The organism is Clostridium sp. CTA-5 (assembly GCF_054768135.1).
In genome coordinates this window covers 1,138,098-1,163,698 of sequence record NZ_BAAAAT010000001.1, presented here as the reverse complement: position 1 = coordinate 1,163,698, position 25,601 = coordinate 1,138,098, and the positions used below count along the sequence as shown (strand labels likewise).

Genomic DNA, 25,601 nt, shown 5'->3' with positions numbered 1-25,601 from the left:
GAGATAGTCCTTTATTTAGTTACTATTTAAAAATATTATTTATTTTGAGATAATAATTAAGTGAATAATTATATTTATTTTGATGAATTAATATATTGAAGAGGTGAAGCTAAGTGAATAAGAACATTCTGTTTTTTCCAGAAATATGTGAAGATGAATTTAATTTAGTTGGTGGAAAAGGTTTTAACTTAGGTAGACTTATAAATGCAAATTTTTGTGTTCCAGATGGTTTTTGTGTAACGACATTAGCTTTTAATGGTTTTATAAATCATTTAAGTGAAAAAGAAGTTTTTAAATCTTTAAATAATATAAGTATTGAAGATTTAAATGAAATTGATAGAGTGTGTTCTGAAATTAGAAATATTATATGTAATTGTTCTATATCAAACGAATTGAGAGATGATATAAAAAAAGCTTTAAATAATATAGGGAATAATGAATTTTATTCTATTCGTTCTAGCGCAACAGCAGAGGATTTACCGGATATGTCTTTTGCAGGACAACAAGATACTTATCTAAACATTAATGGATTAGATAATATTATTGAGAATATAAAAAAATGTTGGGCATCACTTTATACTCAAAGGGCTGTAGTTTATAGGAAAAAGAATAATTTGAAAGAGGAAAATGTACTTATTGCTGTAGTAGTCCAAAAAATGATATATTCTAAAAAATCAGGAATAATGTTTACTGCAGATCCATTAACTAATAATTATAACAACTTAACTATAGATGCAGGGTTTGGATTAGGAGAAGCATTAGTTGGAGGATTAATAAACCCAGATTTATATAAAGTTAATAAGAAAGATGGAAAGATTATAAAAAAAGAAATAAACAAGAAAGAAATTGCAATATATCCAGATGGTAATGGGGGCACTTATAAGATTCAGTTAGAAGAAAATAAACGAAATAGTCAGGTGCTATTGGATGAAGAGATTAATAAGTTAGTGGATATAGGATGTAAAATTGAAAAATTCTATAAATTTCCTCAAGATATAGAATGGGCAATAGATAATAGTAAAATCTATATATTACAAAGTCGTCCAATAACTTCATTGTATCCAAGGATAGAGGGGAGCGATCTATACGGAGAATCAAAGGTGTATATATCCTTTAATCATATTCAAGTGATGACTGATACTATAAGCCCATTAGGGATAGATATGTTAAAAAGAGTATTTCCTTTTGGACAAAATAATAAGCTTAAAAAATCGTTAAGTGTATTTGAAGCTGGTGGAAGAGTATATATAGATTTAACTAAAGTTATGCAATTGCAAATTAGAAACATAATAACTTCTAAATTATTAAATAATGTAGATTTTTTAATGGCTAATGGATTGCAAAATTATTTAAGTAAATACAATATTAAAAAAGGGTTACCATCAAAATCAATGATAAAAGCAGGGAAAACTTATGCTTTTCCATTAATAAGGAAAACAGTTAAGAATTATAATGCTAAGATTAAGCCAAATTCTCATGATATTGTTAACAGCTTTATTTCAGAATTTATAATGGATTTAGATAAAAAAGTAAATACAAGCCATGAAATAAAAATAAAAATAAAAACTGTAGAAGATGAAGCAACTAAGATATTTTCAAAAATACTAAAAAATATAGCTCCTTTTATAGCCCCAGGAATAATTAGTTATAAAAAGCTTGTGGGATTGCTTAAGTCTATTGATGCAGATATAACACTTGCAGATAAAGTTGTAAGTGGAATCAAAGGAAATATAACTACTGAGATGGGTCTTGCAGTAGGAAATTTAGCTGATGCTGTTAGAAGTAAACAGGATATTTTGAATATTTTAGCAAGCAATCCAAAAGAAGCACATAATATATTATTAAATTTAGGTGATGAAGAAGTTAAAGAACTTATAAATAGATTTTTAGAGAGATATGGAATGAGAGGAATTAGTGAAATTGATATAAGTAATCCTCGTTATCAAGATGACTTTACTCCAATTAGTGTAAGTATATTAAATAATATAAAGAACTTAAATTTAAAAGAGCAACAAAAAGATTATGAAGTTTTAGTTAAAGAGTCAAAGAAAAGTGAAGAGGAAATTTTAAAGATATGTAAGGAAAAAAATAATACAAAAGCTATGAAGAAAGCTAGAAATTATATTAATAATATAAGAAGTTTTTTAGCTATGCGTGAACATGGAAAGTATGCTTTAATGAAATCTTTTAATATATTTAGAAAAGTACTATTTGAAGCAGGAAGGGAATTAAAAAATAAAGGGATAATTAATAAAATTGAAGATGTAGCTTATTTAACTTTAGAAGAAATATATAAGGCTCTAGATTTAGAAGAAAAGAAAAATTACAAGAAAATCATTGATAAAAGGATAAAAGTATATAAATATTATAAAAATCTAATGCCTCCTAGGGTAATAACAAATGAAGGTGAAATATTTACAGGAAATTATTCAAATAATAGTATTCCTAGTAATGCACTTGTTGCAATGCCAGTATCTTCAGGAATTTATGAGGGAAAAGCAAGAGTTATATTAGATCCAACAAAAGAAAAGTTAGAGAGAGGTGAAATACTTATAACTAAATTTACAGATCCAGGTTGGACACCACTTTTTGTAAATGCTAAAGGATTAGTATTAGAAGTGGGTGGTCTTATGACTCATGGAGCAATAGTTGCACGTGAATATGGAATTCCAGCTTTAGTTGGTCTTGAAAATGCAACTAAATTAATTAATACAGGTGATATAATAAGAGTAAATGCAAATAGTGGTTTTGTAGAAATATTAGAAAAAATTTAGCATATTAAAATAATTCTTTAAAGACTAGTTAAATAATTGATTTACTGGTTTTTTCGCGTAAAGGCTTGGTATTACTAGGTTTGATATAAAATTTATTATAATTTTTATGTTAAACGTTTACAATTTTAGATGGTTCAATTAATTATAATTCGGGAAAAAACAATTATAAAATAATTCCTTATAAGTAAAACATTTACATAGAAAATTTTGTAAAAAGAGATGAAGTTTTAAGGGGGAATTTGGAAAAAGTCACACTTTAAACTCGAAAAACAAGAGGCTACAATAAAGCCATGGTTGATGAAGATTAATCATAAAATTCAGTTAAAAAGAGGAGAGTTAAACATGAAAGGATTAGTTTGGAGCAAGAATAAAAGAATAGAACTTAAGGAGTTAAAAGAGCCACAAATATTATCATCATCTGAAGTAAAAATAGAAATAAAATATTCAGGTATATGCGGAACAGATTTGCAGCTTTTAAAAGGTAGTTCAGAAGAAATGACAGATGTTATTAGAGGTCATGAAGCTGTAGGGAAAGTTATAGAGGTAGGAGATAATGTAAAGAACATAAAAGTAAATGATAATGTAGTTATTGATCCTAATCAATATTGTGGAAAGTGTTTTTATTGTAAAAATGGTCAAACAAATTTTTGCGAAGGTGATAATGGAAAATTAGCAATTGCAGGAATTAACAAAGATGGTGTATTTGCAAAATATTTTGTATGTGATGAAACTTTTGTTTATAAAATTCCTGAAGAATTAAGTTTAAAATCAGCTGTTTTAGTTGAGCCATTAGCTTGTGTACTTCATAATATTAAAGCTGCTAATATTCAGCCAGAAGATTCAGTACTTATAATAGGATCAGGTCCTATGGGAGTGTTATGTCAAATGTTGACTAGTAAAATTGCTAGACTTACAGTTGCAATAGAAAAAAATGATTATAGAAAAGATTTTTCAAATAAAATATGTGATTATGTATATTATCCAGAAGATTTAACAGAAGAAAAATTAAGAAAAATAAATTTAGGCAAAAAATTTGATGTTGTTATAGATGCAGTAGGAAACCAAATGGGAATATGTGAAAGTATGATAGAAAAAGGAGGAAGAATTGTTTTATTAGGAATAAATGCTGATTATAATTTCAAATTTAATCCAAGTTATTATTTAAGTAAGGGTATAAAAATAATAGGTTCAGGTGAATATAATTTAATGTTTGAAAAAGCTATAAAAGCCGCAATCAAGTTAAAGAACCTAGAAAAATTAGTTACTAAAATATGTTCAATAGATGAATTTGAAGAAGCTTTTAATGAGCTATTATCTAATGAAATGAAATCTATGAAAACAGTTTTTGAGTTTTAAGATCTAATGAAAGTTCTATAAAACTTCCTAACTATTAGTTAAATTGTAGTGTTTATGAGTTTTAATAAGGTTTATATCAATAAACAATCGTTATTGAATTTATAGACTATTAGGGAAGTAACATTTTATATAAATAGGAGATTAAAAGAAATGATAACAGTAAGTAATTTAGATAAAATAAACAGCTTTGTTAAGAATAAAGTACAAGATGAAAAATATTTAATTTGGATACCTAAAATTTGGAATACAATAGAATTTAAAAATATATTAAATGAAACAGAAGAAGAAATTCAAATAAATGCTTATGAGTATATAGATAAATTAATAAACTATTTAAAGATTCAAAATTATGATATTCCAAATGATAATAATTTTAATAAAAGTCTTATATATTGCTCTTTAGTAAGATATTCAACAGCATGGGATTATAATCATGATGGCAATTTAGAGATGGGAACATTTCTTAGATTAATCATATTATTGCCTATGTTAAAAGATATAGGCGTAGATATATTATATTTGCTTCCAATAACAGAATACAGTGAATTGTATATAAAGGGAGATATTGGAGGACCATTTGCAATAAAAAATTACTTTGAACTTGATAAGAATTTACATGATAAGATATTAGATGATATTAAAGATTTTACACTTAAAAATGAGTTTTCAGCATTAGTTGAGGCATGTCACCTTTTGGAAATAAGGGTTGTGAATGACTTTATACCTAGAGTTACTGCACGTAATAGTGACATAATAAAGGAACACCCAGATTGGGTATATTGGATTAAAAAAGAGCATTTAGAAGGGTTCAAAACTCCTGAAATACCAGAGATAGGAGTTTTTCAAGAATGTACTCATGATAATTTAGAAATAATATATAACTCACAACAAACTAAAGAACATTTAAAGAAATTTTCTAAGTCTCCAGATCAATTAAACCCAATCTTATGGGAAAAATTAAAGAAACAATCAGAACAAACAGGAGAAGATTTATTAATGTTAGTTGAAAAAGAAATGCAAATAACAACTCCACCTGCACATTCAGATTGGGTAAATGATGTACAACCTATTTGGACAGATATTACTTTTTTGAAAATATATATGGATGTATATCCAGGAGTTAAAAAATTCTTAGATAAAGATCAAGCGCCATATGTTATGTTTGACACTATAAAAACTAATAAATTTCCTGGAAAAGAACCTAATTATGGTCTATGGAAACTTTTTGAGGATGCTTTACGTTACAATATTTTAGAATATGGAATAGATGGAATAAGGGTAGATATAGGACATACTATACCACCAGTATTATTAAGCCATTTATTTGATGTAGTAAAAGAATTAAAGCCTAATGCAATATTTATGAGTGAAGATTTATTTAATAAAAATCATGAAAGAGCTTATGAAAGTGGATATAACATAATGTTAGGCAGTGAATGGTTAGAAATGTCTAGAATAAATAAAGATAATTTAACAAACTTTTTAAGAGAATTACAAGAGCTAAAACTTTATATTTTCGGGTGTTCTGAGACAGCAGATACTCCAAGAATAACAACTAGGGATGGCGGGGTCAAACTTGCTCGTTCAATTGCAGTATTTAATAATTTCTTACCTAATGCGATACCATTTATAACAACAGGGGGAGAAGTTAATGAAGATGAACCTATAAATTGTGGATTAGCAGATAATACAAATGGTGCTGAAATACCAAGAGCATTTTTTAATAAAATGAAAATTAAATGGAGTAACAAAAATGCAGATAAAATGATTTTACTACTAAAACAATTAAAAGAATGCAAGAATAAATATTTAGATTTATTAGAATTAAAAAACTTTGAGATAGTAAATTCACAAGAAGAGGTTATTGTATATAGTTATAAAACTAAAAAAGAAGCATTTTTAATCATATTTAATTTAAATATGAACGAGGAAAAATATATAGAGATTAATAAATCATTTAATTATATAAATAACCCTAGAATTTTGATAAATAGTATAGAAAATGATAAGAGAAAATCTCTAAATAAAAATGTTGATAAATTAAAAAGTGGTCAAGCTATTGTATTACTTGGAGAGATATAAGTTAAACATTAGAAGTTAAATATATAGTAGTTTTGTTATAAAAAATAATAAATTAACAGTTTTTTAGAAAAGAAGTTTTATTGATATTTGGAGGAAATAAAAATGAATTTGAATGAAAAAAAAGAAATAATAATTTGGCATGAATTCGATGGAATTGCTGATACAACTTTAAGTCTATTAGAAGATATAACTAAAGAAATGAGTAAGAAGACAGGTTTTAATTTTAAACTTCATATGACTAATATAGTTGACTTTATAGAAGGACTTAGTAATATTTATAAAACATATAATGGACCACATATGGCATTTATTCCATCTGATATAACGGTACTTGCAGAACAAGGATTATTTTCAGAGGTAAATAGATCTATATTTGATGGATATGCAGATAAAGAAATTTATGAAACAATGAGCTATAAAGGAAAACAATATGGGGTGCCTATTTTAGGAGGAAATCATGCAGTTATATATTATAACAAAGAGTTAATGAAAGAGATTCCTAAAGATTTTGATGATTTAATAAGAATGAAAGACCAATTTATAGAGAAGAAAATAGCTCCAATAGCTATTGATATGAATGTTCCATATTGGTTCATACCATTCTTTTCAGCATTTGGTGGATGGCCAATGAATGAAAATTTAGAATTAGATTCTAAAGCATTAAAAGAGGCATTTTTGTTTTTAAGAGAATTGTTAAAAGATGGAGTAATAGTTAATTACAGAGCGACTGATGTTATGTTAGATAAATTTATTGAAGGAAAAGTAGCTTGTATGATGAATGGAGAATGGATTTATAATTATATGCTTCAAAAATGTAATGAAAAGTTAGGTGTATTTTTAATACCTAATGTAAAAGGTAAAAAAGCAAAAGTAACTACATCTACAATAGGATGGGTTTTCCCTTGTAATTCACTTAACTCAGAGTATAAGGGACCTATAATGGAATTTGTTAAATATATGATGAGTGATGAATGTCAATTAAGGCTATTAAATGAAGTGCATAGAATACCGGCAAATAAGAAAGTAATTGCAGAGGCAAATAAAAAGGCAATAGAAACTACTAAAGGTATCTTATCTCAATTAAAATTTAGTGAAACAATTCCAGTAGATTTAAAGATGAGAAAAGTATGGGATGATTTAGAATTTGGGTTAAAGATGTTACAAAATGAATCATGCTCTATAGATGAGATAGTTGATACTTTAATGCAATAAAAATATTTTCAATATTCATAATATTCTATTAATAATAAAGTGAGGAGATTAAATAAAATGAAAGTAACACTTTTTAGTCAGGTATCAATAGATGGAAAATTAACCTTAGGATCAGGAAATTCAAGTAAGGATTTATTCAATTTTTTAGATGATGGTGATAAAAAATTTATTCATAAATTTAGAGGGAAAGTTGATGGAATCATGGTTGGTAAGAAAACAATAGATACAGATAATCCATTTTTAACTAATAGATATGAAGAAAATAAAAATCCAGTAAGAATAGTACCAACCAACACTATGAATTTAGATTTTTCTTCAAATATTTTTAAGGATAAAGAAAGAACAATAATTGTAACAACAGAAAAGGGGAAAAATGATGAAAAATTAAATTTTATAAAAAGTATGGGGAAAGAATATTTGATTTTTGGAGAAAATAAAGTGGATTTTAAAAGTTTATTTAAATACATTGAAAATGAATTCAATATAAATAGTATAATGTTAGAAGGTGGTGGATATTTAAATTGGTCGCTTTTTAATGAGGATTTAATAGATGAAATAGTACTTATGCAATTACCAATAATAATAGGTGGATATAATAATGTATCATTAGTTGATGGAGAGGGATTTAAAGATTTGGATTCTTTAAAGAAATTTAAATTTGTGGAATTTAAGCCTAACAAAAATTACAATTTATTAAGATTTGAGAGATTATAATTTTAAAGATTAATTCTATAAAATATAGATTAGTTAATAAATATTAAAAAATCTATAATATAAATTTAAAGTATAATTAATTTTAGAAAAGTTAAAAATTAGGTAAGTAATTTTAGATTCAAATAATAGAAGAACTTAGGAGGGAGATATGAATAAACAATATATTAAAGCAATTATATTTGATATGGATGGAGTTATTGTAGATAGTGAATGTATATATTTTGATATAGAACGAGAAGTATTTTCACATTTTAAAATAGACATATCTAGAGAAGAACATGAGGGATTCGTTGGTTGTAGTCTAGAAAATATGTGGGATAAAATTATAAAAGATAGAAGTTTAGAAATTTGCAAAGAAGATACAGTAAACTATCATAGACAATATGTTATGAAACATATGGAAGGGTTAAAATTAGTTCCTACTAAAAATGTAAAAGAGTTTATAAGTGACATAAAAGATAAAAATATACAAGTTGCATTAGCTTCATCATCAACAAGAGATTTAATAAGTTTGATTTTAAATAAATTAGAGCTCAGAAATCTTTTTGATGTTATTGTTAGTGGAGAAGATGTTAAACAAAGCAAACCTAACCCCGAAATATTTTTGAAAGCAGCAAAATTCTTAAAGGTAAATCCAGATGAATGCATTGTAATAGAGGATTCATCAAATGGAGTAAAGGCAGCAAAAGAGGCTGGAATGAAATGCATTGGATTTTTAAATCCAGGGTCAGGAAAGCAGTGCTTAGAAGAGGCAGATATTATAATAAGTGAATTTCCTAAAAAGTATTTTGATATATGAAAAGATTTGATGTAAACATAAACAAAAATTTAAGATAGCTATAAAAACAGTTAAGAGAAGGTGTAAATGTGTATTTTGAGTCAGAGGATAAATTAAAAGAGGAATGTGGAGTTTTTGGTATTATAGATTTAGGTGAAAATATAAACTGTAGTGAGATTACTTATTATGGATTGTATGCGCTGCAACATAGAGGACAACAAAGTTGTGGTATATCATCATATTCACAAGATAAAATAAATTGTTATAAGAATTTGGGTCTTGTAAATGAAGTATTTAATAGAGAGCTACTTAATAATTTAAATGGAAATAAAGCAATTGGGCATGTTAGATATGCAACTAGTGGAGAAATATCAGTTAATGATGCACAACCATTAATAGTAAATAATAAAAAAGATAAACTAGTATTAGCCCATAATGGTCATATTTTGAATGGGAATGAATTAAAAAGAAGGATATGTAAATATAAACTAAAAAGTTCAATAGATTCAGAAATTTTAGCATATACAATATTAGATGAACTAGAAAAAGGATATACTTTAGAAAAGAGTATATTAAATATGATGGATTTTATAGATGGAGCATATTCACTTGTGATAATGGATAAGGATAAACTCATAGGTGTAAGGGATCCATTAGGAATGCGACCACTTTGTATAGGAAAATTAAACGAATCTTATATATTAGCTTCAGAAAGTTGTGCATTAAATGCTATAGGTGCAGAACTTATAAGAGATGTAGAACCAGGAGAAATTATCACAATAGATAAGACGGGAATAAAGAGTGTTAAAAAAGAAATTAATGAAGAAAAGAAAATGTGTATATTTGAATTTATCTATTTTGCAAGAGAGGATAGCAAAATAGGTGGGATGAGCGTTTATAAAGCAAGAGAGAACATGGGAAAAGAATTAGCTAAGCTATATAAAATAGATGCAGATTTAGTTGTGGGTGTACCTGATTCGGGTATACCAGCAGCAATATCATATGCTAATGAAAGTGGGATTCTATATGGACAAGGCTTTGTAAAGAATAAATATATAGGAAGAACATTTATAAAATCTGTTCAAAATGAAAGGATAAAATCTGTTAATATTAAACTAAATCCAATAGAAGAAAATGTAAAAAATAAAAAAATTATATTAATAGATGATTCATTAGTTAGGGGAACAACATTAAAAGGAATAGTAAAAAGATTAAAAAAAGCTGGAGCTAAAGAGGTACATGTTATAATTGCAGCTCCACCTATAAAATTTTCATGTTTTTATGGAATAGCAACATCAAATAGAAAGGAGTTAATAGCTTCAACTAAGTCAATAGAGGATATAAGAAGATATGTATGTGCAGATTCTTTAAACTTTATAACTATAGAGGCATTATTAAAATCTGTTAGAAAAGAAAATAATAATGGATTTTGTACAGCGTGTTTTAATGGAGAATATCCTAAATTGAAAAATGATTCAATAACTTTAATGAAAAATTTAGTTAATATGTAAAATATATATTAATTTATAACAAGCTTTAAAAGATTAGTTAATAAAATTTTTAACTAAATCTTTAAAGCTTGTATTTTTATATTCCAATAAGAAAAAATATATTGTTATACAATCTATTGATAATTTCTAAAATGTTGTACTTTAAAGATATAATCAATACTCCTAAAGAATAAAAAGTAATCATAGGGTACACCATTATTCCTAAGTTAAGTTTGGAATGGGAGCAGAGTTAAAAACAATAATATAACAACAATATTTAGAAATTAAGAATATAAAAAAAATAATAAGAAAACATATTAATGTATTTTATTATTTTTTAGTTAATTTTTAAAATTATATTTACTTTAGGAGGAATATGTAATGAAAGTAACAAACCCTGAAGAACTAACACAAAAAATTAATCAGTTAAGAGAGGCGCAAAAAAAGTTTGCTCAATTTACTCAGGAGCAAGTAGATGAGATTTTCAGACAAGCAGCTATGGCAGCTAATAATAATAGAATTAAATTGGCTAAAATGGCTGTAGAAGAAACAGGAATGGGAATTGTAGAAGATAAAGTTGTAAAAAACCATTTTGCTGCTGAATACATATATAATCAATATAAGGATATGAAAACTTGTGGAGTTTTAGAAGAAGATTTTACATATGGAATTACAAAAGTTGCAGAACCAATAGGAGTTATAGCAGCTATTGTTCCAACAACTAATCCAACTTCAACAGCTATATTTAAAACATTAATAGCATTAAAAACTAGGAATGCAATAATAATTTCCCCTCATCCAAGAGCAAAAAATTCTACAATAGCTGCTGCAAAAATAGTTTTGGATGCAGCAGTTAAAGCCGGTGCTCCAGAAGGAATAATTGGTTGGATAGATGAACCATCAGTTGAATTATCTCAAAATGTTATGAGAGAAAGTGATATGATTCTTGCAACAGGTGGTCCAGCAATGGTTAAGGCCGCTTATTCATCAGGAAAACCAGCTTTGGGTGTTGGAGCAGGGAACACTCCAGCAATTATAGATGAAACAGCACATATTAAAATGGCTGTTAATTCAATTCTTTTATCAAAAACATTTGATAATGGAGTTATATGTGCATCAGAACAATCAATAATTGCTTTAGATGAAGTTTATGATGAGGTTAAAAAAGAATTAGCAGAAAGAGGAGCTTATATTCTTAAATCTGATGAAGTAGATAAGGTTAGAAAAATCATTTTAAATGAAAACGGTGGTTTAAATTCTAATATAGTTGGTCAATCAGCTTATAAAATAGCTGAAATGGCTGGAGTTACAGTAAAAGAAAATGCTAAAGTATTAGTTGGAGAAGTCGCTTCAGTAGAGTTAGAAGAACCTTTCTCACATGAAAAATTATCTCCAGTACTTGCAATGTATAGAGCTAAAACTTATGAAGAAGCATTAGAAAAAGCTGATAGATTAATCGTTTTAGGTGGTATGGGTCATACATCAATTCTTTATACTGATGAAATAAAATCAAAAGACAGGATAGCTAAATTTGGAGCTAAAATGAAAACTGCTAGAACATTAATAAATATGCCAGCATCTCAGGGAGCTATAGGTGATTTGTATAACTTTAAATTATCACCATCTCTGACTTTAGGATGTGGATCATGGGGTGGAAACTCAGTTTCAGAAAATGTTGGTCCTAAACATTTAATCAATGTTAAGAGTGTAGCTAAAAGGAGAGAAAATATGCTTTGGTTTAGAGTTCCTGAAAAAATTTACTTTAAATATGGATGTTTACCAATAGCTTTAGAAGAATTACATGATATGGGTAAGAAAAAAGCCTTTATTGTAACAGATAAAGTATTATTTCAATTAGGATATACTGATAAGGTTACTGAAGTATTAGATAGAAATAGAATACAATATAAAATATTCTTTGATGTTGAACCAGACCCAACATTAAGGTGTGCTAAAGCAGGTGCAAAAGAAATGTTAAGCTTTAATCCAGACGTTATAATTTCACTTGGTGGTGGATCAGCTATGGATGCAGCTAAAATTATGTGGGTTATGTATGAACATCCAGAAGTTAAATTTGAAGATTTAGCTATGAGATTTATGGATATAAGAAAAAGAGTTTATAGATTCCCAAGCTTAGGTGAAAAAGCAACAATGGTTGCAATAGCAACTTCAGCTGGTACAGGATCAGAAGTAACACCTTTTGCTGTTATAACTGATGAACAAACAGGTGTAAAATATCCATTAGCTGATTATGAATTAACTCCAGATATGGCTATAGTTGATGCAGAACTTATGATGACTTCACCTAAAGGATTAACTGCTTGTGCAGGTATAGATGTATTGGTTCATGCAATGGAATCATATGTTTCAATAATGGCGTCAGAATTTACTAATGGATTAGCTTTAGAGGCTATAAGATTAGTATTTAAATATTTACCACAAGCATATAGTGAAGGAACAACTAATATCAAAGCAAGAGAAAAGATGGCTCATGCTTCATGTATGGCAGGGATGGCATTCTCAAATGCATTCTTAGGTATATGCCACTCAATGGCACATAAGTTAGGTGCATTCCATCACTTACCACATGGTATGGCTAATTCATTATTAATAAATCAAGTTATTAAATTTAATGCAACTGATGCTCCAACAAAGCAGGCTGCATTTGCCCAATATAAGTATCCAAATGCAGAAAATAGATATGCAAAGATTGCTGATTATCTTCAATTAGGTGGAAACACTGATTCTGAAAAGGTTGAATTGTTAATTAAAGCGGTAGAAGACCTTCAAAGAAAAGTAGAAATGCCAATGACAATTAAAGATGCTGGTGTAAGTGAAGATAAATTCTATGATTCACTTGATGAAATGGTTGAGCAAGCATTTGATGATCAATGTACTGGAGCAAATCCAAGATATCCATTAATGAGTGAAATGAGAGAAATGTATATTAATGCATATGATGTTAAAGCTAAAAAACAAGACACAGTAAAAAAACAAACTAAAAAGAAATAATATATAGTTTAAAGACTAGTTACAAATTTAAGTAACTAGTCTTTTTTTATAAAGAATATGCTTTTAAAATAGAACTTTTTAATAATGCAAATTTAAAATAGAAAACTAGACTTTAATTATATAGCTAATCAGAAATAAATATATAGATGAAGTATTAATTGTATATAAGTTGTGATTATACTGTAACAAAACTGTGACAATTTAAGATTAAAATTCAGATATAGATTAACAAATAAGAAAAAATATTTTATAAATTTAAAAAATATATAAATACTTGAGGTGAAAAAAATGAGTAATAATGTAATTTATTCTGTCATAGTACCTTTATATAATGAAGAAATTGTTATAGATGAAAGTTATAAGAGATTAAAAAAAGTCATGGATTGTACTAATGAAGAGTATGAAATTGTCTTTGTAAATGATGGTAGCAAAGATAAAACAAGAGAGAAAACTGAGAAAATATGTAAGAAGGATGGAAAAATAAAGCTTATCAATTTTTCAAGAAACTTTGGTCATCAGGCAGCGATAACAGCAGGAATGGACTTAGCATTGGGGGAAGCTGTTATTGTAATAGATGCAGATCTTCAAGATCCTCCAGAAGTTATTTTAAAAATGATTGAAAAGTGGAAAGAAGGTTATGAAGTTGTTTATGGTAAGAGAATAAAAAGAGAAGGCGAAACGTTCTTTAAAAAATTTACTGCCAAGATATATTATAGATTGCTAAAAAGCATGACTAGTGTTGATGTTCCGGTAGATACAGGAGATTTTAGACTTATAGATAGAAAGGTATGTGATGCATTAATAGCACTTCCAGAAAAAAATAGGTATGTGAGAGGGCTTGTAAGTTGGGTTGGATATAAACAAACATATGTAGAATTTTCAAGAGAGGAAAGATTTGCAGGAGAAACTAAGTATCCTCTTAAAAAAATGATTAAACTAGCTTTTGATGGTATAACCTCTTTATCATATAAACCACTTATTATTGCTGGATATTTTGGAGGATTGGCTTTTTTTATAGGATTAAGTTTAATTGTTTTTGATTTTGCAAAAGATATATTTAATAAAACTGGATTAATAAATCTAGATATTATTATAGCGATTAATTTGATGATGTTTGGGATAACTTTAAGTTGTATTGGTATAATGGGGCAATATATTGGAAGAATTTCTGATGAGAGTAAGGGGAGACCTATTTATATAATTGATAATACAGTAAATTACAAAAGAACTGATAAAAAGTATTAAATTAATAATTAGATTAATAAATTATGTCTGTTCAACTAGGTATTAGATTTAAATGTAAAATTATGAGAAATTTAGATAAAACAAATGAAAATAATTTTCTATAAGGAGGCAAAAATGAGAAAAATTAAATTCACAAAAGAGACTTTTGGATTATCGTTAATTTTAATATTGTCTGCAATATTAAATTTTGCAAATATAGGTATAGAGGGATATGGAAATGGATATTATGCTGCTGGTGTGAAAAGCATGATTATGAACTTAAAAAATTTCTTTTTTGTATCTTTTGATCCAGCAGGGTTTGTAACAATTGATAAACCACCACTAGGATTTTGGATACAAGCAATATCTGCTAAAATTTTTGGATTTAGTGGATGGAGTATACTTTTACCACAAGCACTTGCAGGAGTAATTTCAGCTTGGCTTATTTATTATCTTGTTAAAAGATCTTTTGGAACTGTAGCAGGACTTATAGCAGCATTATGCCTTGCAGTAACTCCAGTTTTTGTAGCTGCAAGCAGAAATAATACAATAGATAACTTACTTGTTGTTATACTACTAACTGCTTGCATTACTCTTTCTATAGCAGCAGAAAAAGGAAAAGTTAAGTATCTTACAATAGGTTTAGTACTTGTTGGTATTGGATTTAATATAAAAATGTTAGAAGCATATATGATTGGACCAGCTTTTTACATAACATATCTTCTTTCTTCAACTATATCTTTTAAGAAGAAGATAGTGCACCTTGTTTTTGGTACAGTTATTCTTTTTGCAGTATCATTATCTTGGGCTATGATTGTAGATTTAGTACCAGCACAAAATAGACCTTATGTAGGAAGTAGTACCAATAATAGTGTTTTAGAACTTATAATTGGTCATAATGGATTAGAGAGACTTGGTCTTAGCAGTAAATCAGATAAAGGGTATGGACAAAAACAATTTCAAAATGCTAATAATATGCCTAACAATACTGAGATTTCTGATAATAATAACCAAGGACAACAAATGCCACTAGGAGCACAAAACGGAAATATTCAAGGAGTACCTGGGGGAACACCAGATGGAAATGCTCAACAAATACCATCAGGAGTTTCTAATGAAGATGGCAAAGGTAATAGAAATATGCAACAACCTGATGGAAATGGACCAGGAGGTCAAGGTGTAGGGCTTCAAGGATCTTTTGGAGGACAAACGCCAGCTGGTATTACAAGATTATTCTCTAAAAACAGTTTATCAGATCAAATAGTTTGGTTTTTACCAATTGCATTATTGGGATTTATAGCAGGCGCAATAAAAGAAAAATTAGGATTTAAGCTAGATAACAAAAGGAAATTATCATTAAGCTTATGGATAGTATGGTTAGTTCCTGAATTTATATATTTTAGTTATACAACAGGGTTATTCCATCCATATTATTTAACAATGATGGCTCCACCAGCTGCAGCTTTAGCTGGAATTGGAATTTCAACAATGTGGCAGTTTTATAAAGAAGGTGGATGGAAAGCTTGGTTTTTACCAATAGCTTTTGTACTAGAAGGTTTAACTCATATGTTAATGCTGTCTTATTTTTATAATAGTATATCAACTGGAATAAAAAATACAATTATAGCATCTTTAATATTATGTTTTGCATCTTCAGTTATACTTGGAATATTAAATATTTTAAATGCAATAAAAGATAAAAATAACGATAAATTAAAAGAAAATAAAGAGACAAAATTAAAGAATGTTTTAGTAGTAACTGGTTTAATAAGCATTTTAATAACTCCTTTTATTGGTGCAAGTGCAACAATAACTCATAAAGTAAATGATACAATTCCATGTGCAGGTTTAGAACTTCTTTCGAGTACACAGAAAGATGAGTTTGGTGGAGGAAGTTTTCAAAATAGTAGTACTTTAAACACTAAGTTAATTGAATTTCTAAAAAATAATACAACAAATGAAAAATACTTACTTACTGTTTCATCAGCTAGAAGTGCTCAAGATATAATAATTCAGACTGGTGAATCAGTAATGGCCATTGGTGGTTTTTCAGGTTCTGACAATATACTTACGCTAGATCAATTTAAAGAATTAGTTAAAAATGGAGAAGTAAGATATGTACTTACTGGAGGTATGGGAGGAAATCAAAATAGTGAAATCATGAATTGGGTTACTCAAAATGGTAAAGCTGTTTCAGAAAGTGACTGGAAAGATACTACTACATCAAATAATCAATCACAAGGGAATGAAAAAAATATTGAAAATTTACAAGATAAGAATTTAAATGAAGATACTAAGCAAAATACAGATTCAAGGGGACAAAATTTTGGTGATATGGGAGGAAAAAATTCTGAACAATTATATGATTTAAAAGATGTAGTTGATACATTAAAGTAAAAATTATACTTAACATAAGTTATGTTTTAAAATAGCAACATTCACTTAAAACATAGTGAATATATAAAATCAAAATAAATATATGTATGTATTAAAAGTACTAAGGATTTGTCTGGCATATTCTATCAGACAAATCCTACAATAATAATATTTAATACATATGATTAACAATTTTTATATTACATTCAATAAATTAGACATTTTTCTATTTTGTTAATTACAGGATGCTGTTAGATTAAAATTTAATAAAGGAGAGCAAAAATGCAGCAAGTTAATACTTCTATTTGATAATGTATTTAAAAAAGTTCAAATCCCATAAAAAGGAGAATATTTTATTATGAATGTTAAGAAAGCAATAATTCCAGCAGCTGGACTTGGAAAAAAGATATTAGTAGTTGATGACGAACCGTTGATAAGAAAGCTTGTAACAGATTTTCTTAAAAAAGGAGGATATAACATTATTGAAGCAGAGGATGGAAGAAAAGCTCTTGATTTATTTTCAAATGAAGAGGGAATCGATTTAATAATTCTTGATGTTATGTTACCAGAATATGATGGATTTACTGTATGTAGAGAAATAAGAAAAAAATCGAATGTCCCAATTATAATGTTAACAGCAAGAGGAGAAGAATTTGATGAGGTTTTTGGTTTAGAAATTGGAGCAGATGAGTATATTTCAAAACCATTTAGTCCTAATATATTAACAGCTAGAGTAAATGCTGTACTAAGAAGGACAATGTCTATGGATACTAAGTTTAAAGAATTTAATGGACTAAGCATAGATGATAATGCTCGTCAAGTTATTTTAGAAGGGAGTTTAGTTGATTTAAGTCCTAAAGAATATGATTTATTAATATATCTTACAAAAAATTATGGTACAGCATTAAGTAGAGAACAGATACTAGATAAAGTATGGGGATATGACTATTATGGAGATTTAAGAACAGTAGATACTCATATAAATAGATTAAGAATAAAATTAGATTCTAAAAGCAATTATATACATACTGTACGTGGATATGGATATAGATTTGAGGAAGAAAAATGAATAAGTCTATAAGATCAAAGCTTTTTATTTCCATAACTTTTTTACTAATATTTTTTATTTTTGTTTTACGTATATTAAATACATTATATCTAGAAAAGTATTATTTAAATAAAAAGAAAAATATACTTATACAAAATGCAAAAGACTTATCAGAGATATATACTGGGGATGCAAATGATATACAAAATGAATTAGATAGAACAGCAAATATAACGGGAAGTAATATTGATATTATAGATAAAAATGGCAAACAAGTATATAGCTCATTTCATAGATTATTAAATGAAAAAAATATAAAGGATAATAATTTTAATCCTAATGCTCCACCTCCGCCAGATCAGGTTGATGTTAGTAACAAGGTTAAGTATATAGAGGGAGATTATACTTTTGAAACTAGAAGAGATGAACAACTTAAGATAGACTTTCTTACTCTTGTAACAAAATTAAATAATGGAGATATATTAGCTATAAGAGTGCCATTACTTTCAATAAGTGAAAGTGTGAATATTGCAGATAATTTTATTCTTATAACAGGTATTGTAATTGTACTCTTAGGAAGTGCATGGGCTTATGTATTTTCAAAAAAATTTACTAAACCAATATTAGAGCTGAATAATATTGCACGAAAAATGGCTAAGTTTAATTTTAGTGAAAAATGCGAAATAAGAGAGAAAGATGAAATAGGACAGTTAGGAAGAAGTATAAATCACTTGTCTGGAGAACTTAATAGAGCAATTACAGAATTAAACACAAAGAATAAAAGACTTGAGGAAGATATAGAAAAAGAAAGAAAAATAGATGAAATGAGAAAAGAATTTATTTCAAGTGTTTCACATGAATTAAGGACTCCATTAGCAGTAATACAAGGATATGCAGAAGGTCTTATTAGCAACGTTACTGAAAGTGAAGAAGATAGAAGATTTTACTGTGATGTTATCATTAATGAAACTTATAAAATGAATAAATTAGTAAAGGATTTATTAAATCTTTCTCAAATTGAATCAGGTTATTTTCAAATTGAAAAAACTGAATTTAATATAACATCATTAATAGAATATGTAATTAATAAATATAAATCTATTTTTGCAGAAAAAAACATTCAAGTACAGTTTGAACCAAATGAAAGTTACATTGTTTGTGGAGATATGGTAAGGATTGAGCAAATACTTACAAATTATATTAATAATGCTATTAATCATATAGATAATAATAAAATTATTAATATAAGTGAAATAATTGATGATGATAAAGTAAAAATAAGTGTGTTTAATACAGGAAAGCATATACCAGAAGTATCTAAAGAAAAGGTATGGGAGAGTTTTTATAAAGTTGATAAAGCTAGAACAAGAGCTTATGGAGGATATGGATTAGGACTTTCTATAGTTAAGGCTATTCAAAATCTTCATAATAATGCTTATGGAGTGAAAAATGTTGAAGGTGGAGTAAGCTTTTGGTTTAAAGTAGATAAGGTGGATGTTAATTAGTATGATAGTTGATTTATTTAAAATTAGATAATGTTTATATTATAAGAGCCTATAATATTTAGGCTCTTACTTTTATTTTTTAGGAAATTATATTGTTAGATAATCTGTGTATAACTTTTAGAATAGTGTATTTTAAAGAGAAAATGAATAGTACTAAAGAATAAAAAGTAATCATATATCTATCATTATTTCTGTACTACATTTGGAAAGAGTGCATGGCTAAAAAAGTATTTACTTTTGGATTAAGTTTATTGTTTTATTGGCAAATTTAGTAATAAAAATTAAATATTAATTGTAGTAGATATGTCTATAATATATAATGAAGATAAAGTATTTTAAATATTAAGATATGATAATACTTATTATGGATTAAAAAAGCAGTTTATAGTATAACTAGCAATCATAAGAGTTAATGTATTAGATTATTTATAAGTAGAGATAATATAATGTTGTGTTTTAAGTAAAGATTGATATTTTAAAATATATCACAAAAATAAAAAGTAGGTGTATTAAAAAATGGATAAGAATAAGGATATACAGGATAAAATCGACAATTTTTTAAAGGAAAATAGAATAAATATAACAGGTGGAACAATATCAAATGAAGAAGAATTATCAGAAGTTCTAAATAATGTTGCTATGAGTGATTTGCAAAAAGGTAAAGTAGATAAAGCATTATATTTTGCAAATAAGGCAATGGAATTTAATTCTAAAAATTATTATACATTGTTTATAAAGGGACTTATTTATAGATATACTCAAAAATATAATGAAGCTATAGAAGTTTTTAAAGAGTATAATACTTACACTAATGATAAATTAAGCTATATCTATATAGGATTTTGTTATGCAGAATTAAACGATGGAGAAAGTGCATTAGATTATTTTAGAAAATGTGAAAAAGAATTTTCAGAAGAAGATAAAAATCAATATAGTGCTTTAATGTCAACAGTATATGAATGTATGGGAAACATATATATAAATAAGGAAAATATTTTAGAATTTTATGAAGATGATAAATTTAAACTTAGTTATAAATTAGCAATAAAGTATTTTAAGCTGTCTCTAAGAATTAATGAAGAAAATCATATTTTACTTAATAAATTAGCAGTTTGTTATTATCATTTTGAAGATATTAATAAAGCATTATATTGTTTTGAAGAGGCTGCAAAAATTTCACCAGAAAATGCTGCTTATTTAGAAGCAATTGAAGAAATGAAAGAAATGGGTGCAATATCAGAAAAGGTGGATTTTTAGTAAAAAAGATTATTTAACGATGTTTAAATAGAGAGTTTTACTATAATTATACTTAAAACTGTGATATCATATATTGAAATAAGGCACAATCAAAAAATAACAAGTCTTTTGCCAGCCTATTTTCCATCATGCTGCATTGTCAAATTAAACTAATAGGCACGCTATTAGTTTAATTCATCTCCTTGCCTGATGAAAAATATAAATTGCAACTTAGGACTTGTTATTTATTTTCATGTGTCTAAAAACTATGTTTTAAAACATAACTAAATAAAATAGAAGAGATGGATGAGTGAATGGATAACAATAAAAGACAAAGAACTGGTTTGAATTATAATAAGGAATTAAAACAAAACAAAAATTTCATGTACAATGATTTAAAAAGAAGTAACTGTTACGGATGTGATTTTACAGGTTCAAATTTTAACTTTACAAGTTTTAGGGGAGCACATTTTAAAGGATGTAACTTTTTTGGATGCACATTTAAATCAGCTGAATTCATTGGTAGTAATTTAAAGAAAAGTAAATTTAAAAAAGCAAAGTTTGAAGATGCTGTATTTGAAGGGGTAAATTTAACTGATGTAGACTTTAAAGAGGCAGAATTTAAGAATGTAATATTTGTATCTACTGATATAAGTGTTGCAAAAAATTTGGAATTCGATGAATCATCAGTTAGAATATTTGAGGAAGCACCAATTATCAATATAAGTGAAAATTTAAAAAATGCTATAAACTTAGCATTAACAAATGAAAAGGTAAGGAATTCAAGATTACTAGATAATAAAGATGGTGAAATTAATACTTTAAGTATAATAATTCTTTTAGAAAAGTTTAGCGAGAAGAATTTAATATCCGGATTAAAAATTCTTGCAGATAGAATTGATAGGGATTTTTGTACATTAAGTTATATAGTTAAATCTATACAAACATATCAAAAAGAAGGTATATTATAATTATTATTTACTAATTGAGTTGAAAGTACATATACTAGCTATTGGATAAAGATAAAAGATAGATTTAAATAGTAAATTTAGAGATATACATTTTTTAAGATGAGTTCAGGAAATAAAATATAAATTCGTATAATATAAAAGGACTTAATTGTAATAGTTATTGTATTACTTTTAAGTCCTTATTTTATATTTTAAACACTGGATTGGATTTTTGTATTGTTTTTAGTAATACGGTCTGAAAATACTATTTTTAATAATAGTGGTGTAACAATAGTCGTTATGATTATCATTATTATAATAGGTCCAAAAAATATAGAAGACATTAGACCTAAAGCAGCACCTTTATTTGCAACTATTAAAGCTACCTCTCCTCTAGATATCATTCCAGTACCTATTTGAAGCGATTCTAAAGAAGAAAATTTACATAATTTAGCCGCAATTCCGCAACCTATAACTTTAGTTATAATAGCAACTAATACAAGTGCTATAGAGAAGATAACCATTGATACAGTCATTGCGGGCAATTTGAATTTTATTCCAATACTAGCAAAGAAAACTGGAGAAAGTAGTATATATGAAAGTGTTTCAAAACGTGATGTTATATATTTAGAATACGTAGTTTTTGAAATTATAAGCCCAGCTATAAATGCACCGGTTATATCTGCTACTCCAAAGAATACCTCTGCACAATAAGAAAGTATTAAGCAATATACAAAAGAAAGTATTACAAATCTACGCATACCTTTATCATGCCTTAATTGAACCTTTGAAAAGAATTTATAAAATATAAAACAACAAATTGCTGCAAAGATAAAGAATGCAAAAATCTTAAATAATACCACCCAAACATTGACATTAGAATCTGCAAAACTAGTAACTATAGTAAGAGCAATTATGCCTAATACATCATCTATAATTGCAGCACCTAAAATCGCACTTCCAACGTTTGTGCTAAGCTTGCCCAATTCTTTTAAAGTTTCAACTGTTATGCTGACTGAAGTTGCTGTTAATATAACTCCAATAAATATATTTTGTAAGAGTAGGCTTGAAGATGCATCTGAAATAGAAGAATCATTATTAAAAAAACAGCTAACTATAAATCCACCTACAAGAGGTACAAGTACACCTATCAAAGCAATAATAAATGATGATTTACTACTTTTCTTTAATTCATTTACATCTGTCTCAAGGCCAGCACAAAACATTAAAACTATTACTCCAATTTGAGAAAGTTGAGTTATAAATTCTGTTTCATTTAAAAGATTAAAGACGGTAGGTCCAAATAATACCCCTGCCATTAAAGCACCAACAACCTGAGGAAGTTGAAAACGCTTGTTTGCTAAACCTAAAACTTTTGTGCTTAATAAGATTAATGCTAAATCAAATATAAAACGATGAGAATTCAAAATAATATCCCCCTTTCCTTTTATAGAAATATTATACAAAAATGTTTATATATACTATAACATATTGTTAAATATAATACCAATGAGTATAAAAATAAAAATAGTCTAAGAAATATAAATATCAATTATTTATATTTTTATATAATAAAAAATATTATAAATATTAATTATTATATAAAAATACATAAAAAGAGATGAAATTTTTTAGAATTTAAATTTCATCTCTTTTTAATTTATATGTTATTTTTAGAATAAAAGTAACTTGCTATTACGGGAATTATTGCAGCAATAAAAATTGAAATAATTACAACTATAAATTGTAAGTTTTTATTAAAGAATAGTGAACTTATAATTATAATCGCTCCTGATAATACAAATAATTTTCCACCTAATCTATGAGTTTTTTTCCAAGTATCTTCATTTGTTAATGTCCATGGAGTTTTAATTCCATAGAAAAAATTAGGTCTAGATTTTGGAAGATAATTTCCTATGAATACGAACAATATACCTAACATAAATGGGATAACTCTATTTATTTGAACATTGTAACCAAGAGATACTGCTATAACAGAAATATGTAAAATAAATAAAAATGTTAGAGTAACATTTATGATAATATTATAACTTTTATCAAATTTAGAGTAATTGTCCTTCTTTGGATCTATCTTTGGAGTTAACAACATACCAAGCCATACTAGTAGCATAAGTACTGGCGGTAAAAATGCTGCAAATGATTTAGAACCATATCTATTAATTTCTCCAGCGATGTTCCAATGCATAGGCATTTGGTTAGGTAACTTATTATATAAAATAATGCTAACTGAAAATGCTAATATTATTAAGATAATATTATAAAAAGTACTTTTATTTTTCATAATTTTGATTATCCCCCTCTTTAGAATTATTTAAAAATGATACGAACCATTTTATTACATCTTCAAAAACTGATGTATTAAGTGAGTAATATATAAATTGACCTTTTCTTTCATCACTTACTAATCCAGCTTGTTTAAGTATATTTAGATGATGAGATATACTAGGTTTTGTAATTTGAAAATAATCTGCAATATCGCCTGCAGTCATGTCCTGATCTCTTAGTAAATCTAAAATTTCTCTTCGTGTATTATCTGAAAGAGCTTTAAAAGCATCATTGAATGACAAATAATCACGCTCCTTTCTATTAATTAGATATTTAGATAAACGTCTAAATATATATATCAAATATATATTAAATATATAAAATTTTCAATAAGTATATTTTGTAATAAGTGGGTATAACTGAAAATATAAATATCAATATGTATACTAATTATGATAAAATGGAAAATAAATTTAAAGGTTTAAGAAAATAATTTACTTATAAAAAGAAAAACATTAATTATGTTTTAAATTAAACTTAATGAAGATTATGAATTTTATTGTGATGGTGAATTATTGAGTTATGATCTTTAGCTTTGTATAAGTCTAATATGATTAAAATGTCTAAAAAATATTTATCATTTGAATTAAAAACAATCTAATCTAATTAGGAGGTTCAAATTGAGAATAGAAGTAACTAGTAAATTAAGTGAAGAGAAAATAAAAGAAATAGAACAATTGCAGAAAGTGTGTAATGACACATGGAAGTTAGAAAATAGAGCTTTTTTATCAAATGAAATAAATTTTGATAAAACTATACCATGTTTCTATCTTTATTATCAAGGTGATAAACTTGTTTCATTTTTAACTACTTTTATGCCAGAAGTACATGAAGTTGAGATTATTGCTTTTACTCATCCAAAGTATTGTCAAAAGGGATGTTTCTCAGAAGTGTTTCAAAGAATGTTAGAAATCATAAAAAGTACTAAAATTTCAAATTTACTTTTTGCAATAGAATCCAATAGTCAATCAGGTAAAGCAGTATTAAATAAATTTTCAACTGCAAAATGGAAACGTTCAGAATATAGAATGTTGCATACAAATAGGCCAGAAATACCTAAAAGTATAGACTTGCAATATCATTTATTAACTGAAGAAAATAAATTGATATTTCAGGAGTTATCAGAAGTTATTTTTAAAATATCAGAAGATAATAATTTTACTGATAATGCAATTGAATCAGAAGATAGGGAGGGTTATATAGCTTATTATAATGGAATACCTATCGGTATTTTTAATCTTAACTATCAAGATAATACTACATTTATTTATGGGGTAGGTATCATGCCATCATATCAACATAATGGGTATGGAAAACAATTACTCGGACAAGCACTTAATATAGCTTATACAAAGACAAACAAAGCAATTCTTGATGTAGATTCCAATAATCCTATAGCATATAATCTATATTTAAACAGTGGATTTAAGGTGTGTTTTCAAGTGGACTATTTTAATTATGTTTTATAAAAATATATGGATAAAATAAGGAGGAGAAT

General features: G+C 26.7%; 18 protein-coding genes. 15 read left to right on the top strand and 3 right to left on the bottom strand.

Translation table 11 applies throughout. The features are described 5' to 3' along the window. The first annotated feature begins 113 nt into the window (after positions 1 to 113). From ACYUET_RS05320 to ACYUET_RS05255, 14 genes are all read left to right on the top strand, one after another. Complete coding sequence (locus tag ACYUET_RS05320) at positions 114 to 2,774, top strand: phosphoenolpyruvate synthase (protein WP_460278206.1); 2,661 nt, start codon at positions 114 to 116, stop codon at positions 2,772 to 2,774. A gap of 342 nt (positions 2,775 to 3,116) precedes the next feature. Continuing rightward, the gene (locus ACYUET_RS05315) at positions 3,117 to 4,130 is read left to right on the top strand and encodes a zinc-dependent alcohol dehydrogenase (RefSeq protein ID WP_460278205.1); all 1,014 of its coding nucleotides are present in this window, start codon (positions 3,117 to 3,119) and stop codon (positions 4,128 to 4,130) included. A 150-nt stretch (positions 4,131 to 4,280) separates the two neighbouring features. Then, a complete protein-coding gene (locus ACYUET_RS05310; RefSeq protein WP_460278204.1) occupies positions 4,281 to 6,212 on the top strand; it encodes an alpha-amylase family protein in 1,932 nt (643 codons plus the stop codon). A 102-nt stretch (positions 6,213 to 6,314) separates the two neighbouring features. Then, on the top strand, positions 6,315 to 7,424 hold the full coding sequence (locus ACYUET_RS05305) for a sugar ABC transporter substrate-binding protein (RefSeq protein WP_460278203.1): 1,110 nt from the start codon (positions 6,315 to 6,317) through the stop codon (positions 7,422 to 7,424). 57 nt (positions 7,425 to 7,481) lie between these two features. After that, positions 7,482 to 8,138, top strand: coding sequence for a dihydrofolate reductase family protein (locus ACYUET_RS05300; RefSeq protein ID WP_460278202.1), 657 nt, complete (start codon positions 7,482 to 7,484; stop codon positions 8,136 to 8,138). A gap of 148 nt (positions 8,139 to 8,286) precedes the next feature. Then, positions 8,287 to 8,937: an HAD family hydrolase gene (locus ACYUET_RS05295; RefSeq protein WP_460278201.1), complete on the top strand. Its 651-nt coding sequence runs from the start codon at positions 8,287 to 8,289 to the stop codon at positions 8,935 to 8,937. Positions 8,938 to 9,005: 68 nt separating this feature from the next. Further along, complete coding sequence (gene purF, locus ACYUET_RS05290) at positions 9,006 to 10,427, top strand: amidophosphoribosyltransferase (protein ID WP_460278200.1); 1,422 nt, start codon at positions 9,006 to 9,008, stop codon at positions 10,425 to 10,427. Between the two features lie 360 nt (positions 10,428 to 10,787). Further along, positions 10,788 to 13,418: a bifunctional acetaldehyde-CoA/alcohol dehydrogenase gene (gene adhE / locus ACYUET_RS05285; protein WP_460278199.1), complete on the top strand. Its 2,631-nt coding sequence runs from the start codon at positions 10,788 to 10,790 to the stop codon at positions 13,416 to 13,418. Positions 13,419 to 13,706: 288 nt separating this feature from the next. Next, positions 13,707 to 14,663, top strand: coding sequence for a glycosyltransferase family 2 protein (locus ACYUET_RS05280; protein ID WP_460278198.1), 957 nt, complete (start codon positions 13,707 to 13,709; stop codon positions 14,661 to 14,663). A 114-nt stretch (positions 14,664 to 14,777) separates the two neighbouring features. Continuing rightward, a complete protein-coding gene (locus tag ACYUET_RS05275) occupies positions 14,778 to 17,039 on the top strand; it encodes a glycosyltransferase family 39 protein (protein WP_460278197.1) in 2,262 nt (753 codons plus the stop codon). 337 nt (positions 17,040 to 17,376) lie between these two features. Then, positions 17,377 to 18,087, top strand: a complete 711-nt coding sequence (locus ACYUET_RS05270) for a response regulator (protein ID WP_460278196.1) — start codon at positions 17,377 to 17,379, stop codon at positions 18,085 to 18,087. Beyond that, the gene (locus ACYUET_RS05265) at positions 18,084 to 19,571 is read left to right on the top strand and encodes a sensor histidine kinase (RefSeq protein ID WP_460278195.1); all 1,488 of its coding nucleotides are present in this window, start codon (positions 18,084 to 18,086) and stop codon (positions 19,569 to 19,571) included. The genes ACYUET_RS05270 and ACYUET_RS05265 overlap by 4 nt, the downstream gene beginning before the upstream one ends. A gap of 516 nt (positions 19,572 to 20,087) precedes the next feature. Next, positions 20,088 to 20,828: a tetratricopeptide repeat protein gene (locus ACYUET_RS05260; RefSeq protein ID WP_460278194.1), complete on the top strand. Its 741-nt coding sequence runs from the start codon at positions 20,088 to 20,090 to the stop codon at positions 20,826 to 20,828. Positions 20,829 to 21,121: 293 nt separating this feature from the next. Beyond that, positions 21,122 to 21,778 carry a pentapeptide repeat-containing protein gene (locus tag ACYUET_RS05255; RefSeq protein WP_460278193.1) on the top strand — a complete coding sequence of 219 codons (657 nt, stop codon included), beginning with the start codon at positions 21,122 to 21,124 and terminating at the stop codon, positions 21,776 to 21,778. A 191-nt stretch (positions 21,779 to 21,969) separates the two neighbouring features. Here the strand turns inward: ACYUET_RS05255 and ACYUET_RS05250 are convergent, their stop codons facing one another. From ACYUET_RS05250 to ACYUET_RS05240, 3 genes are all read right to left on the bottom strand, one after another. Further along, the gene (locus ACYUET_RS05250) at positions 21,970 to 23,184 is read right to left on the bottom strand and encodes a cation:proton antiporter (RefSeq protein ID WP_460278192.1); all 1,215 of its coding nucleotides are present in this window, start codon (positions 23,182 to 23,184) and stop codon (positions 21,970 to 21,972) included. A 233-nt stretch (positions 23,185 to 23,417) separates the two neighbouring features. Further along, positions 23,418 to 24,059, bottom strand: coding sequence for an SdpI family protein (locus ACYUET_RS05245; RefSeq protein ID WP_460278191.1), 642 nt, complete (start codon positions 24,057 to 24,059; stop codon positions 23,418 to 23,420). Further along, positions 24,049 to 24,345, bottom strand: a complete 297-nt coding sequence (locus ACYUET_RS05240; RefSeq protein WP_460278190.1) for an autorepressor SdpR family transcription factor — start codon at positions 24,343 to 24,345, stop codon at positions 24,049 to 24,051. Before ACYUET_RS05240 ends, ACYUET_RS05245 begins: the two co-directional genes overlap by 11 nt. Before the next feature lie 378 nt (positions 24,346 to 24,723). Between ACYUET_RS05240 and ACYUET_RS05235 the strand changes: the two genes are divergently transcribed. Further along, a complete protein-coding gene (locus ACYUET_RS05235; RefSeq protein WP_460278189.1) occupies positions 24,724 to 25,572 on the top strand; it encodes a GNAT family N-acetyltransferase in 849 nt (282 codons plus the stop codon). Positions 25,573 to 25,601 lie beyond the last annotated feature (29 nt).